We start from the raw sequence: 14,510 nt of genomic DNA, 5'->3' as shown, positions 1-14,510 counted from the left end.
CGGGGTTGGCTTCGACGCGGCGTTCAGAGCAGGCCCTTCTGAGTTAACGTTTTGCGGGTCGCCACATTCAGGTCGTAGCGGTGCAAATCCTGCGGTTTCACCCAGGCATACTCCTGAAATTCATCGTTAAGGGTGACTTCGCGGTTGGCGCTGAAGCAATCAAAAATCAGGTAAATCATATAAATTTCTTCCTGACGGCCGTCGGCATAGGTTTTGACCCGAATATCATCGCGGAAGGTCCACGGCGTAATCTGCGTCAGCCGCAATGCCTCGCCGAGCTCCTCACCAATCTCCCGACGTAGCGCCTCTTCAATCCGTTCGCCCGGTTCTACGCCGCCGCCGGAAAGTGCCCACTGCCCGGGAAAAACGCCGCGATCGTCAGCCATTTTGCAGAGCAGATAGTGCCCTTCATTCTGAATCAGCGGGCAGACGATGGTCCTTTGACGCATGGTGATCTCCTTGACTAAACGGTAGGAAAAAGGTGTGGAGGAGAAGTTTGCGAGCCGTCTCGCTAAACCGCAAGCTGCATTGTCTCTGTTTTCACCATACTACCGGTAGCAACTGGTTACAATCACCAAAGTAAAGGTCGTTTTAATACATTGATTCCTCAACATTCGGCAGTACAATTCTGCGGTTTTTGGGACTTTTTTGATTCTTGTTTTGTGGATAGAGTAAAAATGAAAAAGCGCATTTTATTCGGCCTTGCCGGCATGATGTTGGTCTCTACGGCGGCAAATGCCATCAGCGTGACCGGCCAGGTTGGCGAGCACTACACCAATCTTGGCGTCGGTCTCGGGACTGAGTCATCCGGTCTGGCAGTAACCGGCAACTGGATGCACAGCGACAATGACGGCGACGCGGCGGGTTTGGGTCTTGGGCTGAATCTTCCGTTGGGGCCATTCCTCGCGACGGTTGGCGGTAAGGGCGTGTACACCAATCCGAAGAGCGGCAATGAAGGCTACGCGGCGGCCGTCGGCGGCGGCCTGCAGTGGAAAATCGGCGACAGCTTCCGTCTGTTCGGCGAATACTACTATTCCCCGGATTCACTCTCCAGCGGCATTCAGAGCTATCAGGAAGCTAACGCCGGCGCGAGCTGGACGATTATGCGGCCTCTGAGCATTGAAGCCGGCTATCGCTATCTGGACCTCGAAGGGAAAGACGGCAACAAAGACAGCACGATTGCCGATGGCCCGTACGTCGGCGTCAGCGCCAGCTTCTAATCCCCCACGGCGCGAACGTCTCCCGCGCCGTATTCCTGTCTACTCCGCCTGCGCCTTGCGTTATAGTATTGCCATCTGGCAGGCAAGGAGTGAAGTGAATAATGATAAATGTGGAAATGCTGTCCACCGGCGATGAAGTGTTGCACGGGCAAATCGTCGATACCAATGCCGCGTGGCTGGCCGATTTCTTTTTCAATCAGGGATTACCGTTAACGCGCCGCAACACCGTGGGCGACGACCTTGATTCCCTGGTCGCGGTGTTACGCGAACGCAGTGAACAGGCGGATGTGCTGATCGTCAACGGCGGCCTGGGGCCGACCAGTGACGATCTGAGCGCGCTGGCCGCTGCGACCGCCAAGGGCGAAGGACTGATTCTGCACGAAGCGTGGCTGGAAACGATGACTCGCTTCTTTGCCGAGCGCGGTCGCCCGATGGCCGCAAGTAACCGTAAGCAGGCGGAGATCCCCGCCAGCGCGGAGATGATCAACAATCCGGTGGGGACGGCCTGCGGTTTTGCCGTTCAGCTCAACCGCTGTCTGATGTTTTTCACCCCCGGCGTTCCGTCGGAATTCAAAGTGATGGTCGAGCAGGAGATTTTACCCCGCCTGCGTGAGCGTTTCCCGCTGCCAGCACCGCCGCTGTGCCTGCGTCTGACGACTTTTGGCCGCTCGGAAAGCGATCTGGCGCAAAGCCTCGATCCGCTGGCGCTGCCGCCGGGCGTGGTCATGGGCTACCGCTCTTCAATGCCGATTATTGAGCTGAAGCTCACCGGTCCGGCAGAGCAGCGCGAAGCGATGCTGGCGATATGGCCGGAAGTGAAAAAAGTAGCGGGGGAGAGCATGATTTTCGAGGGCACCGAGGGGCTGCCCGCACAGATCGCGCGTTGTTTACAGGCGCGCCAGCTGAGTCTGACGCTGAGTGAACAGTTTACCGGCGGTTTGCTGGCGCTTCAGCTTTCGCGGGCAAGCGTGCCGCTGCTGGCAAGCGAAGTGGTCCCTTGCCAGGAAGAGTCGCTGGCGCAGTCCGCCCGCTGGGCCGCAGAACGGCGGGTCAATCATTTCGCGGGTCTGGCGCTGGCGGTGAGCGGCCAGGAGGCCGATCATCTGAATTTTGTCCTCTCGACGCCGGAAGGCACCCATGCGCTGCGGGTCAAATTTAGCGCCACTCGCTACAGCCTGACGGTTCGCCAGCAAGTCTGTGCCATGATGGCGCTGAATATGCTGCGTCGCTGGTTGAACGGTCAGCCGGTCGCCGGGGAGCATGGCTGGATTAACGTCGTGGACAGCGTGTTCATCGAGTGATGTTCCTCAGTCAGGCGCGCCCAGCGCCTGCGCCAGTAGAGTGATGGGATGTTCACAGCGTTTGCTGGTGGACATCTCGATTTGCCATTTGCAGGTTTCGCAATCAGTGATAACCAGGTCGGCGCCGCTCTCCTCAATTTGCCGGAACAGCGGAGCGCCGATGGCCTGAGAAGCGGGATAGTTTTCCGATTTAAACCCGTATGTGCCGGCGATGCCGCAGCACTGTGAATCCAGCACCTCCAGCTGTAAACCCGGGATCAGCCGCAGCAGTTCGAGGGTATACAGCGACCAGCCCATCTTCTCCATATGACACGGCGTGTGATAGACCACCTTCAGCGGCAGCGGCCGTAACGGCAGGGTACGCCCGGCATCAAGCTGGCGCCAGATCCAGCGGGTGGCCAGTTCAATCCGGTCGCGAAGGTCCTGATTATCGACATCCAGCAGATGCGGGTATTCGTCGCGCAGGGTAAACGTGCAGGTAGATGAGGTGGCAATCACCGGCAGCGGGGTTTCCCGCATGGCAGCGACGTTGCTCTGCGCCTGGCGGCGGGCTTTGGCAAAAAAGCCGTTGGCGATAAGCGGCACGCCGCAGCATTTTTCTTTACTTAACAGCTGGACGCCGGTGCCCATCGCATTCAGCACGCGGATGAGGTCGTGGCCGAGCTGCGGATGGTTGTAGTTGACGTAACAGCCGTGAAAGAACGCCACCTGCTCGCTGAACTGCGCCTGGCGGGCCGCCTGCTGACGGTACGCCCGGCGAAAAGTGCCGAAACCGTATTTCGGTAGCGTTCGGCGGTGGTCAATTTTTAGCGTCGCATCGAGCAGCCGGCGTACCGGTTTGAGCCCCGTCGCGGCGTTGACCAACGGGGCAAACGGCGTGGAGAGGGTGCCCATCAGGTCGGTATGGCTGAGGATAGCATCGCGTAGCGTTGGTTTTTGCTGGCTGTACTGCGCCCGTGCCCTTTGGATAATATCGCCAATTTTTACATCAGAGGGACAGGCGACTTCACAGCGCTTGCAGTTAATACAATATTTTAAGGCTTCGTCGTACAGCGCCCCGTCCTTCAGACGCAGGCGCCCACCGTCGGGACCCGCTTGTTTCGGGCCCGGATAGCGCGGATTCACCCGGCTGACCGGGCAACTGGTGGTACACACGGTACATTTAATGCAGCTCTCAAAGCGGGTATCGTTCATCGCGCGCCTCCGGCAAGGTCATGAATCTGTTTCGCGACGTGCAGTGCGGTGACCGCGCAAACGCCGCCGCCGCATCCAAGCTGGATGGCATCAAAACCGCCCAGTAGCGAACCGATGGCGAACAGGTTGCCCAGCGGCTGGCCGTCGAGCAGCGGGCGCAGCATCGCATCGGTTTTCAGGCCGAAGCGCTGCCAGGGTTGCGAAGCAAAGAAATCGCGCTGATACCAGTTCTCGCGCGGGATGGTCTGCTGCAGGTCGAGGCCGAGAATCGGCTCCCGAACGCGCGCTTTATCGGCGATCAATCCATTGCTGAAGAAACTGCCGCTGGCCAGGACCGTAAACCGGGGGCGTAGCGCAACATCGCCGTGCTGCCGGGTCCAGACTGCGCTGACGTTGCCCTCCTGATGGTCGATCCGCGTGACTTCATCGCCAGCCAGCCAGGTGCCGCCGGTCCGGATAAAACGACGCTGAAGCTGGTTATGCAGGCGCATGCCGGGAACCGAAGGCGGCAGCGTCGGCAGCAGGCGTAGTGGGCAGGGCAGCTGTTCCTGTAGCCAGCTATACAGCCCGGCGTCATTCAGACCGAAACAGGCGGGCATGATCAGCAGATCGTGCGCCTGTGCCAGCGGACGCAACGCGGCGAGGAGCGCGGGCCAATGGCACTCTTCGTCGAGCATTCTGGCGATATTCACCGCGCGAAATTCGCTCGGATTATCCCGCAGAACGTCCAGTATCGGTAAGTCTATCTCTGTTGCCGTCGCCTTCACCCCCTGCCGGGTGAGCGAGGCGGCGGCCAGATGTGGCTGGAAGTCGGCGAAGCCGCCGATACCCACCACGCCAACGCTGCGTGCGGACAGTGGCGCCACGGGAACTTCCGGCGGCGAAAGCCACGTCGGGCGCAGGGTGCCCAGCGGCGTAACGCGTTCATGCGGCTGGCGGGCCTCGCCGCGCATCGCGATTCCGCTGGCGGCCAGCAGCGCCTCGGTTTGCGCGGCGTACGCCATCACCCGATCGGCGCCCAGCAGCGCGTAGGGATGCGCGGGAAGCTGTTGCGCCAGGCGGGCGATTCCGTGGGCCACATCGCTGACCCGCTCGCCATCGGGAAGGGCGCAGAGCAGATCCAGCGAAGCGGAGGAAAAGTGCAGCGCGCTTTGACCCCGACTGACGATGACGCAGCGCAGGCCCAGCTGATTAAGCGTTAGCCCGCAGAGCAGGCCCGCGAGGCCACCGCCGATAATCACGCTATCAAATTTCATCCTGAGACTCCTGTTGCAGGCCGCACAGTCCGAGGTAGACCCAGCGGGTGAATTCACTTTCCCTGAGCGCATCGCCCCAGGCAATGGGCTGCACGCCTTTCCAGCGCTCGTTTAAAAAATCAGAAAGCTGGGCCAGCGACTGGGCGGGAGTGGTGATGTTAAACCGTTGCAGGAGCCCGGCCGCCCGGCAGGCGCACAGCTCTCCCTGGCAGGTGCCCATGCCGATGCGCGTGCGGCGGCGTAGATCGAGCAGGCTGTTAACCGCTAAGTTTTCCACCGCGTACTGCACCTCTCCGGCGGTCACCATCTCGCATTCGCAGATTAAGCTGCGATGCTGGCGGGTATCGCCCAGCCAGGCTGGCGTGCGGTCGCCGTGACGATAGAGGGCGGAACCGCGCAGCGGCGCGGGTAGCGAGATGATTTTTTTTACCGTGGCTTCGGGGGGCTCCGTAGAGCCCGGCAGCGGGATGTCGGCGGTAGAGCAGGGGACGCGGTTGTCGAGCTTACGGCACACTGCATCCGTGGCCCACTCCGCCATCAGGCGATAGGTCATCAGCTTGCCGCCGGTAATGGTGATAAACCCCTCCATGCCATCGCGCTCGGCATGGTCGAGCAGAACGATACCGCGGCTGACGCTGCGTCCGCTGGGGTCATCATCGCTGGCCACCAGCGGACGCACGCCGGAATAGGCGCGCAGCACGCGAGTGCGCCCAAGTACCGGAGCCAGTTTTTCTCCTTCCCGCAGCAGCGTGTCGACTTCGGCTGTTGTGACCCGGTTGTCATCAATTTCGGCGTAAGGGATATGTTCCGACGTCGTGCCAATCAGCGAAATGGTATCACCGGGCACCAGAATATCGGCATCGGCGGGTTTGCGGCAGCGGTTGATGACCTGCCGGTTGATACGATGGTCGAGGATCAGCAGCGATCCCTTGGCCGGGAACATGGCGATGCGCAGATCGGCATATTCTGCGATCCGCTGCCCCCAGATCCCGGCGGCATTCACCACCACACCGGCGTACAGCGTACCTTTCTCGCGATGTTGATGATCATAAAATTCGACCCCGCAAACGCGATCTCCCCGGCGGATGAGACCGGTAATTTCGCAACCGGTCAGAATGGTCGCACCATGCTCCCGGGCATCGAGCATGTTGGCTGCCGTGAGGCGAAACGGATCGATGGTGCCGTCGGGGACCTGTACGGCGCCAAGCAGGGCCGGATTAACGGTGGGTTCAATACGCAGCGCCTCTGCTGGCGACAGCGACTGAGTTTCGATCCCCGCCTGTTGACAGGCGTTGATGAAGGTCCGTTGCCAGGCCAGATCGTCCTCGGGAAGGGTAATAAAGAGTCCGTTGGTCGCTTCAACGCAGTGACGGGCGATGCGGCGCAGAATCCGGTTCTCATTGATGCACTCGCGGGCCGATTCGCCGTCGGTGACGGCATAGCGGGCGCCGCTGTGCAGCAGACCGTGATTACGCCCGGTTGCTCCGGTCGCAATATCGTGACGCTCCAGCAGCGTTACCTGCAGTCCGCGGAGCGCGCAGTCTCGCGCGATCCCTGCGCCGGTCGCGCCGCCGCCGATGATAATCACATCGCATTCACGGGTTTCGGCCATCTTCCTGTCCTTCTGCTTTCGTTTTACGCCATTTAGCCATACAAATAGTACGTATTGTTTGATTTCGAGCATATTCGCGCGTTATTCGAGCGGGTTATGTGATTTCATGCTCATAATGGAATGTTTTGTCATATTTTTGTAACAAAGCGTGCGATGTTTCACAGTATCCAGGGCCAGCTTTGCCTACCATCCCGTTTCATCATAATTGGGTGATTAGATTAGATTTTTCTTATCGCTGTCAGTAAAGAAGAGATGGCCACGGAGGCTGCTATGTTAACTATTTTTAAACCTGCGCCGCACAAAGCGCGTTTGCCCGCGGCGGAAATCGATCCGCTGTATCGTCGACTGCGCTGGCAAATTTTTATCGGTATTTTCTTTGGATACGCCGCTTACTATCTGGTGCGTAAGAACTTTGCTCTGGCTATGCCCTATCTGGTGGAGCAAGGATTTTCCCGCGGCGATCTGGGTTTTGCCCTCTCCGGTATTTCGATTGCCTATGGGTTTTCGAAATTCATCATGGGGTCGGTTTCGGATCGCTCGAATCCGCGCATTTTTCTGCCCGCGGGGTTGATCCTGGCCGCGCTGGTGATGCTGGTGATGGGGTTTGTCCCCTGGGCGACCTCCAGCATTATGGTGATGTTCGTGCTGCTGTTCCTCTGCGGCTGGTTCCAGGGGATGGGCTGGCCGCCGTGCGGGCGGACGATGGTGCACTGGTGGTCGCAGAAAGAACGCGGCGGCATTGTCTCGGTATGGAACTGCGCGCATAACGTCGGGGGCGGGATCCCTCCGCTGCTGTTCCTGCTGGGGATGGCGTGGTTTAACGACTGGCACGCGGCGCTGTATATGCCGGCGTTCGGCGCGATTCTGCTGGCGGTGTTCGCCTTCGCGATGATGCGCGATACGCCACAGTCCTGCGGCCTGCCGCCGATCGAAGAGTACAAAAATGACTATCCTGATGATTACAGCGAAAAGCATGAACAGGAGCTGACCGCCAGCCAGATCTTTAAGCAGTATATCCTGCCGAATAAGCTGCTGTGGTATATCGCCGTGGCGAACGTTTTTGTCTATCTGCTGCGCTACGGCATTCTCGACTGGTCGCCAACCTACCTGAAAGAAGTGAAGCACTTTGCGCTGGATAAATCCTCCTGGGCCTACTTCTTATATGAGTATGCGGGGATTCCTGGCACGCTGATTTGCGGCTGGATGTCCGACAAGGTGTTTAAGGGCAATCGCGGGGCCACCGGCGTCTTCTTTATGACGCTGGTGACGGTGGCAACCGTGGTCTACTGGCTTAATCCGCCGGGTAACCCGGGGATCGATATGGCCTGCATGATTGTGATTGGCTTTCTGATCTATGGCCCGGTGATGCTGATTGGTCTGCATGCCCTGGAGCTGGCACCTAAAAAAGCGGCGGGCACCGCCGCGGGCTTTACCGGTCTGTTTGGCTATCTCGGCGGTTCCGTTGCCGCCAGCGCGATCGTCGGCTATACCGTTGACTTTTTCGGCTGGGATGGCGGCTTCATGGTGATGATCGGCGGCAGCGTGCTGGCGGTTGTGCTGCTGGTTATCGTGATGCTGGGTGAGAGACGCCATCACCAACAACTGAAACGGTCTTAAGGAATGCGCATGAAAACGGTAGTCACGACGCTAATGACGGGGATTTTACTGACCGGTTCGACTCTGAGCTTTTCCACCTCCGCCGCGGATAAGCTGGTCATCGCCCACCGTGGCGCCAGCGGCTATCTGCCGGAGCATACGCTGCCGGCAAAGGCGATGGCCTACGCGCAGGGCGCCGACTATCTTGAGCAGGATCTGGTGATGACTAAAGACGATCGGCTGGTGGTGCTCCATGACCACTATCTCGATCGGGTGACCGACGTCGCGGAACGTTTCCCGCAGCGCGCGCGGCCGGATGGCCGCTTCTACGCCATCGATTTTACGCTGGCGGAGATAAAATCGCTGCGGTTCAGCGAAGGCTTCGAGCCGAAGGACGGCAAGAATATACAGACCTTCCCCGGTCGCTTCCCGATGGGGAAATCGGACTTCCGTATTCATACTTTTGAAGAGGAGATCGAGTTCGTTCAGGGGCTGAACCACTCAACGGGGAAAAATATCGGTATCTACCCGGAAATTAAGGCGCCGTGGTTCCACCATCAGGAAGGCAAGGACATCGCCGTCAGCGTCCTGCAGGTGCTGAAGAAATACGGGTACACCCGCAAGCAGGATAAGGTCTATCTGCAGTGCTTTGATGCTAACGAGCTCAAGCGGATTAAGTATGAGCTGGAGCCGAAGATGGGGATGGACCTGAAGCTGGTGCAGCTGATCGCTTACACCGACTGGCACGAAACCCGGCAACGCCAGGCGGACGGTCAATGGGTTAACTACAGCTATGACTGGATGTTTAAGCCCGGCGCGATGAAGCAGATTGCGCAATATGCCGACGGGATTGGTCCGGACTACCCTATGCTGGTGGCGGGAGGTTCAACGCCGGGCCACGTGACGTTAACGGCGATGGTAAAGGAGGCGCATCGCCAGCGTCTGGTGGTGCACCCGTATACCGTGCGTGCAGACAAGCTGCCTGATTATGTCACCGATGTGAATCAGCTGTTTGACCTGCTGTACAACAAGGCCGACGTCGATGGGCTGTTTACCGATTTCCCGGATAAAGCGGTGAGTTTTTTGCAGGATAAACGCTGAAATCGCCGGGTGGCGGCTACGCCTTACCCGGCCTACAGGCGACTGTGACTACCCGGCCGACGAACTGGTGGTGCACCCGTATATCCCGGATAAAGCGGTGAGTTTTTTGCAGGATAAACGCTGAAATCGCCGGGTGGCGGCTACGCCTTACCCGGCCTACAGGCGACTGCGACTACCCGGCCGACGAACTAGTGTGACTTACCCGGCCTATAAGCTATTGTGGCTTACCTGGCCTACAAACTACGAACTGTGGTTTGGTAGGTCGGGTAAGCGAAGCGCCACCCGACAAAACTACATCTCGATTTCTATATCGCCTTTCGCCCGGCAGCAGCAGGGCAAAATCTCTCCCGGCTGGATGAATGCCAGCGGCTCGGTCAGCCAGTCAACCTGGCCGGAAACCAGCCGCGTGCGACAAGAACCACAATAGCCGGCGCGGCACTGATACTCCACGTCGATATTATGTGATTCCAGGGCAGCCAGCAGGGAAGGGTGTTCATCCTGACACTCAAGACGAGTGTCAGAGATTTTCAGAAAAATGCGTTTCATCAGAGCTGGAAGTTGCTCAGATCGTCGGCATCGACTTCGGCGTCGATCTGGCCAACCAGGTAGGAGCTGACTTCCACTTCCTGCGGCGCAACCTGCACGTTATCGGACACCAGCCAGGTGTTGATCCACGGAATCGGGTTGGAGCGGGTCTGGAAGGGCAGATCGAGACCCACCGCCTGCATGCGGATATTGGTGATGTATTCCACGTACTGGCAGAGAATATCTTTGTTCAGGCCGATCATCGAACCGTCACGGAACAGGTAATCCGCCCACTCTTTTTCCTGCTGTGCCGCCAGCACGAACAGATCGTAGCACTCCTGCTTACACTCTTCGGCAATTTCCGCCATTTCCGGGTCGTCGACGCCGGAGCGCAGCAGATTCAGCATGTGCTGGGTGCCGGTCAGGTGCAGAGCTTCGTCGCGGGCGATCAGGCGGATGATTTTGGCGTTGCCTTCCATCAGCTTACGCTCGGCGAAAGCAAAGGAGCAGGCGAAGCTCACGTAGAAGCGAATCGCTTCCAGCGCGTTGACGCTCATCAGGCACAGGTAGAGTTTCTTTTTCAGCTCGCGCAGGTTAACGGTGATGGTTTTCCCGTTGACGGTGTGCGTGCCTTCACCCAGCAGGTGCCAGTAGCTGGTCAGCTCGATCAGCGTGTCGTAGTAGTGGGAGATACCTTCCGCACGTTTCTGGATTTGCTCGTTGGTGACGATATCGTCGAAGACCATCGCCGGGTCGTTCACGATATTCCGGATGATATGGGTATAGGAGCGCGAGTGAATCGTCTCGGAGAATGCCCAGGTTTCCACCCAGGTTTCCAGTTCCGGAATCGAAATCAGCGGCAGCAGGGCGACGTTCGGGCTACGGCCCTGAATAGAGTCCAGCAGCGTCTGATACTTCAGGTTGCTGATGAAGATATGTTTTTCGTGGTCCGGCAGCGCCTGGTAGTCGATACGATCGCGGGAGACGTCAACTTCTTCCGGGCGCCAGAAGAAGGAGAGCTGTTTTTCGATCAGCTTTTCGAAGATGTCATATTTTTGCTGATCGTAACGGGCGACGTTAACCGGCTGGCCAAAAAACATCGGCTCAAGCAGTTGATCGTTTTTCGTCTGTGAAAAAGTGGTGTATGCCATGAGTGGGGATCCTGTCCTGGAATTATATGCCGGGTGGCGCGTTGCTCGCCCGGCCTACAATAGACCGTAGGCCCGGCGAGCAACGCGCCGCCGGGCAATATTATCAAATCTTACATGCGCCGCTTTCGCAGCCATCGTCCTGGATGGACGGCGCCAGATCGTCCTGGGCATCTTCCGCGCCATCACGGGTGTTGTGATAGTACAGAGTTTTTACGCCGAATTTATAGGCATTGAGCAAGTCTTTCAGCAACTGCTGCATCGGCACTTTTCCAGACTGGAAACGCGTCGGGTCATAGTTGGTGTTGGCCGAAATCGACTGGTCGATAAACTTCTGCATGATGCCCACCAGCTGCAGGTAGCCGTCATTGTTCGGCATTTCCCACAGCAGCTCGTAGCTGCCCTGCAGTTTTTCGTAGTCCGGCACCACCTGACGCAGAATGCCGTCTTTCGAGGCTTTAATGCTGACATGTCCCCGTGGCGGCTCAATGCCATTGGTGGCGTTGGAGATCTGCGAAGAGGTCTCAGACGGCATCAGCGCGGAGAGCGTGGAGTTACGCAGGCCGTGCTCTTTAATGGATTCGCGCAGCGCTTCCCAGTCGTAATGCAGCGACTCGCTAACAATCGCATCGAGATCCTTTTTATAGGTATCGATCGGCAGCACGCCCTGAGCATAGGTGGTCTCGTTGAACCACGGGCACGCGCCCTGTTCAATGGCCAGCTCATTTGAGGCTTTCAGCAGGTAGTACTGAATCGCTTCAAAGGTTTTATGCGTCAGGTTGTTGGCGCTGCCGTCGGAGTAGCGTTTACCGTGCTTCGCCAGGTAGTAGGCGAAGTTGATCACGCCGATACCCAGGGTACGGCGGCCCATTGCGCCGCGTTTCGCCGCCAGAATCGGGTAGTCCTGATAATCCAGCAGCGCATCCAGCGCACGTACCGCCAGTACCGCCAGCTCTTCCAGCTCGTCGAGGCTCTCAATGGCGCCCAGGTTAAAGGCCGACAGCGTACACAGCGCGATTTCACCGTTTTCGTCGTTAACGTCATCCAGCGGTTTGGTCGGCAGCGCGATTTCCAGACACAGGTTGGACTGGCGAACCGGCGCGACAACCGGGTCAAACGGGCTGTGGGTGTTGCAGTGGTCAACGTTCTGGATGTAGATACGGCCGGTGGAAGCACGCTCCTGCATCATCAGTGAGAACAGCTCAACCGCTTTGATGCGCTGCTTGCGAATGCTGTCGTCTTTTTCGTACAGGGTGTACAGACGTTCGAATTCGTCCTGATCGGCGAAGAAGGCATCGTACAGGCCCGGGACGTCGGACGGGCTGAACAGGGTTATGTCTTCACCTTTCAGCAGACGGGTGTACATCAGTTTGTTGATCTGTACGCCGTAGTCCATGTGGCGAACGCGGTTGGCGTCGGTACCACGGTTGTTTTTCAGCACCAGCAGGCTTTCGACTTCCAGGTGCCACATCGGGTAGAACAGCGTGGCGGCACCGCCGCGTACGCCGCCCTGCGAGCAGGACTTCACCGCGGTCTGGAAGTGCTTGTAGAACGGGATACAGCCGGTGTGGAACGCTTCGCCGCCGCGGATCGGGCTGCCCAGCGCACGAATGCGACCGGCGTTAATGCCGATACCCGCGCGCTGGGAAACGTATTTCACGATAGCGCTGGAGGTGGCGTTGATGGAGTCGAGGCTATCGCCACACTCGATCAGCACGCAAGAACTGAACTGACGCGTTGGGGTGCGCACGCCGGACATAATCGGCGTCGGCAGCGAGATTTTAAACGTGGAGACCGCATCGTAGAAACGCTTGATGTAGTCCAGACGCGTCTCGCGCGGATAGTTGGAGAACAGACAGGCAGCAACCAGAATGTAGAGGAACTGAGCGCTCTCATAAATTTCACCGGTCACACGGTTCTGCACCAGATATTTGCCTTCCAGCTGCTTAACGGCAGCGTAGGAGAAGCTCATATCGCGATCGTGAACAATGAACGAATCCATCTGCTTGAACTCTTCTTCCGTGTAGTCTTCCAGCAGATGAGTATCGTATTTACCTTTTTTCACCATCTTCGTGACGTGGTCGTACAGCGCAGGCGGCTCAAACTGACCGTAGGCTTTTTTACGCAGATGGAAGATAGCCAGGCGCGCGGCGAGATACTGATAATCCGGCGCATCGCGGGAGATCAGGTCCGCGGCTGCCTTAATGATGGTTTCGTGGATATCGGCGGTTTTGATGCCGTCGTAAAACTGAATGTGAGAGCGCAGTTCTACCTGAGAAATCGAAACGTTATTCAGTCCTTCTGCCGCCCAATCCAGTACACGATGGATTTTATCGAGATTAATGCGCTCGGTGCTACCGTCACGCTTTGTCACCAGCAGACTCTGATTCATGTGGATTATACCTGTCCGTGAGAGAAAATATCCCCCGCTTATCCACAGAACGCCGTTGTGACTAACTCTGTGGATAAATACTATATGTAGGGGGTTGTAGATAAAAGAAACGCTATATGGTGAGTATTTTAGTAAGGATTCTTTTGAGTACAAGGGTTGATTTTGACGTTAATTTGAGGTTGCGTAAGCGTAATAATCGTGAAGTCCACGTCGTATAAGGCCTGGCGGAGATGTCAATAAACTGGAAAATAAAAATGAAAATTTGATCGAGTGCTGATTTCTTCGACGGATATAAAAATTACGCGGCTTGATGCCGCGCAATCATCAGATCATCATCATATGAAAAACTGCGCTGGTTATGCGCTTTTCGCGGTTGTATGCAACATATAGTTAACATCTACGCCCGGCGCCAGCTTGAAGGTGTTGGTCAGCGGATTGTAGTGCAGGCCGATAATATGCTGCTCTTTCAGAGTAGTCTGATCCACCCAGCCGATCAGCTCCGCCGGCTTAATGAATTTTTTCACGTCATGAGTGCCTTTAGGCACCATTTTCATCACGTACTCCGCGCCGACCACCGCCATCAGCCACGCTTTACCGTTGCGGTTAATGGTCGAGAAGAAGACCTGGCCGCCGGGCTTCACCAGTCGTGCGCAGGCGTGAACCACCGATTGCGGGTCCGGAACGTGCTCCAGCATTTCCATGCAGGTCACCACATCGTACTGGCCGGCGTGCTTCGCCGCGTGTTCTTCTACCGTCTCCTGGACATAGTCGACCTGAACGCCGCTTTCCAGCGCGTGCAGCTTCGCCACCTGTAGCGGTTCAAAACCCATGTCGAGCCCGGTTACCGTTGCGCCTTCACGCGCCATGCTCTCGGCAAGGATGCCGCCGCCGCAGCCAACATCAAGGACCTTTTTGCCAAAAAGGCCGCCAGAACGCTCCGCAATATAGCCAAGGCGCAGCGGGTTGATGCGATGTAAGGGCTTGAATTCACCCTCTAAGTCCCACCAGCGCGAGGCGACGGCTTCGAATTTAGCAATTTCATGATGATCAACGTTGTGGGCCACCGGCTGTTTTTCGGCATTCATGGGCGCTTCGACTCCTTTTCTGTTCAGACCGGCGAGTATATCAGGTGACCGGCGTGAATAAACGTCTATCCCCATCGCCT

The 14,510-nt window shown here is 57.6% G+C and carries 12 protein-coding genes; 4 read left to right on the top strand and 8 right to left on the bottom strand.

Features of this window, described 5'->3' with window-relative positions; genetic code table 11:
• Window positions 1–23: 23 nt before the first annotated feature.
• Window positions 24–449 (bottom strand): nucleoside triphosphatase NudI, encoded by a 426-nt coding sequence (gene nudI / locus FNY10_RS13990; RefSeq protein WP_141964108.1) that lies wholly within the window; start codon window positions 447–449, stop codon window positions 24–26.
• Between the two features lie 228 nt (window positions 450–677).
• On the opposite strand from nudI, the gene FNY10_RS13985 reads away from it, so the two are divergent.
• Window positions 678–1,220, top strand: coding sequence for a YfaZ family outer membrane protein (locus tag FNY10_RS13985; RefSeq protein WP_160702874.1), 543 nt, complete (start codon window positions 678–680; stop codon window positions 1,218–1,220).
• Window positions 1,221–1,321: 101 nt separating this feature from the next.
• Window positions 1,322–2,521: a nicotinamide mononucleotide deamidase-related protein YfaY gene (locus tag FNY10_RS13980; protein WP_131048205.1), complete on the top strand. Its 1,200-nt coding sequence runs from the start codon at window positions 1,322–1,324 to the stop codon at window positions 2,519–2,521.
• Between the two features lie 6 nt (window positions 2,522–2,527).
• Here the strand turns inward: FNY10_RS13980 and glpC are convergent, their stop codons facing one another.
• From glpC to glpA, 3 genes are read right to left on the bottom strand one after another with little or no spacing between them, the layout of a single operon-like run.
• On the bottom strand, window positions 2,528–3,715 hold the full coding sequence (glpC, locus tag FNY10_RS13975) for an anaerobic glycerol-3-phosphate dehydrogenase subunit GlpC (RefSeq protein WP_160702872.1): 1,188 nt from the start codon (window positions 3,713–3,715) through the stop codon (window positions 2,528–2,530).
• Entirely contained in the window at window positions 3,712–4,971 is a 1,260-nt protein-coding gene (glpB, locus tag FNY10_RS13970; protein ID WP_160702870.1) for a glycerol-3-phosphate dehydrogenase subunit GlpB, read from the bottom strand. Before glpB ends, glpC begins: the two co-directional genes overlap by 4 nt.
• Window positions 4,961–6,583, bottom strand: coding sequence for an anaerobic glycerol-3-phosphate dehydrogenase subunit A (gene glpA / locus FNY10_RS13965; RefSeq protein WP_160702868.1), 1,623 nt, complete (start codon window positions 6,581–6,583; stop codon window positions 4,961–4,963). Before glpA ends, glpB begins: the two co-directional genes overlap by 11 nt.
• 270 nt (window positions 6,584–6,853) lie before the next feature.
• On the opposite strand from glpA, the gene glpT reads away from it, so the two are divergent.
• Complete coding sequence (glpT, locus tag FNY10_RS13960) at window positions 6,854–8,200, top strand: glycerol-3-phosphate transporter (RefSeq protein WP_131048201.1); 1,347 nt, start codon at window positions 6,854–6,856, stop codon at window positions 8,198–8,200.
• Window positions 8,201–8,209: 9 nt separating this feature from the next.
• Entirely contained in the window at window positions 8,210–9,280 is a 1,071-nt protein-coding gene (glpQ, locus tag FNY10_RS13955) for a glycerophosphodiester phosphodiesterase (protein ID WP_160702866.1), read from the top strand.
• 291 nt (window positions 9,281–9,571) lie between these two features.
• Here glpQ and yfaE read toward each other — a convergent pair whose 3' ends face one another.
• From yfaE to ubiG, 4 genes are all read right to left on the bottom strand, one after another.
• Window positions 9,572–9,826 carry a class I ribonucleotide reductase maintenance protein YfaE gene (yfaE, locus tag FNY10_RS13950; protein WP_004201692.1) on the bottom strand — a complete coding sequence of 85 codons (255 nt, stop codon included), beginning with the start codon at window positions 9,824–9,826 and terminating at the stop codon, window positions 9,572–9,574.
• Window positions 9,826–10,956, bottom strand: coding sequence for a class Ia ribonucleoside-diphosphate reductase subunit beta (nrdB, locus tag FNY10_RS13945; RefSeq protein ID WP_131048199.1), 1,131 nt, complete (start codon window positions 10,954–10,956; stop codon window positions 9,826–9,828). The genes yfaE and nrdB overlap by 1 nt, the downstream gene beginning before the upstream one ends.
• A gap of 103 nt (window positions 10,957–11,059) precedes the next feature.
• Window positions 11,060–13,345: a class 1a ribonucleoside-diphosphate reductase subunit alpha gene (gene nrdA, locus FNY10_RS13940; RefSeq protein ID WP_131048198.1), complete on the bottom strand. Its 2,286-nt coding sequence runs from the start codon at window positions 13,343–13,345 to the stop codon at window positions 11,060–11,062.
• A gap of 356 nt (window positions 13,346–13,701) precedes the next feature.
• Window positions 13,702–14,430, bottom strand: coding sequence for a bifunctional 2-polyprenyl-6-hydroxyphenol methylase/3-demethylubiquinol 3-O-methyltransferase UbiG (ubiG, locus tag FNY10_RS13935; RefSeq protein ID WP_100682752.1), 729 nt, complete (start codon window positions 14,428–14,430; stop codon window positions 13,702–13,704).
• Window positions 14,431–14,510: the final 80 nt, after the last annotated feature.

The organism is Klebsiella sp. Lac1 (assembly GCF_009825425.1).
GTDB lineage: Bacteria > Pseudomonadota > Gammaproteobacteria > Enterobacterales > Enterobacteriaceae > Klebsiella > Klebsiella electrica.
Note: the sequence above shows the minus strand (reverse complement) of the source record. Positions and strands in the feature narration are given on the sequence as shown.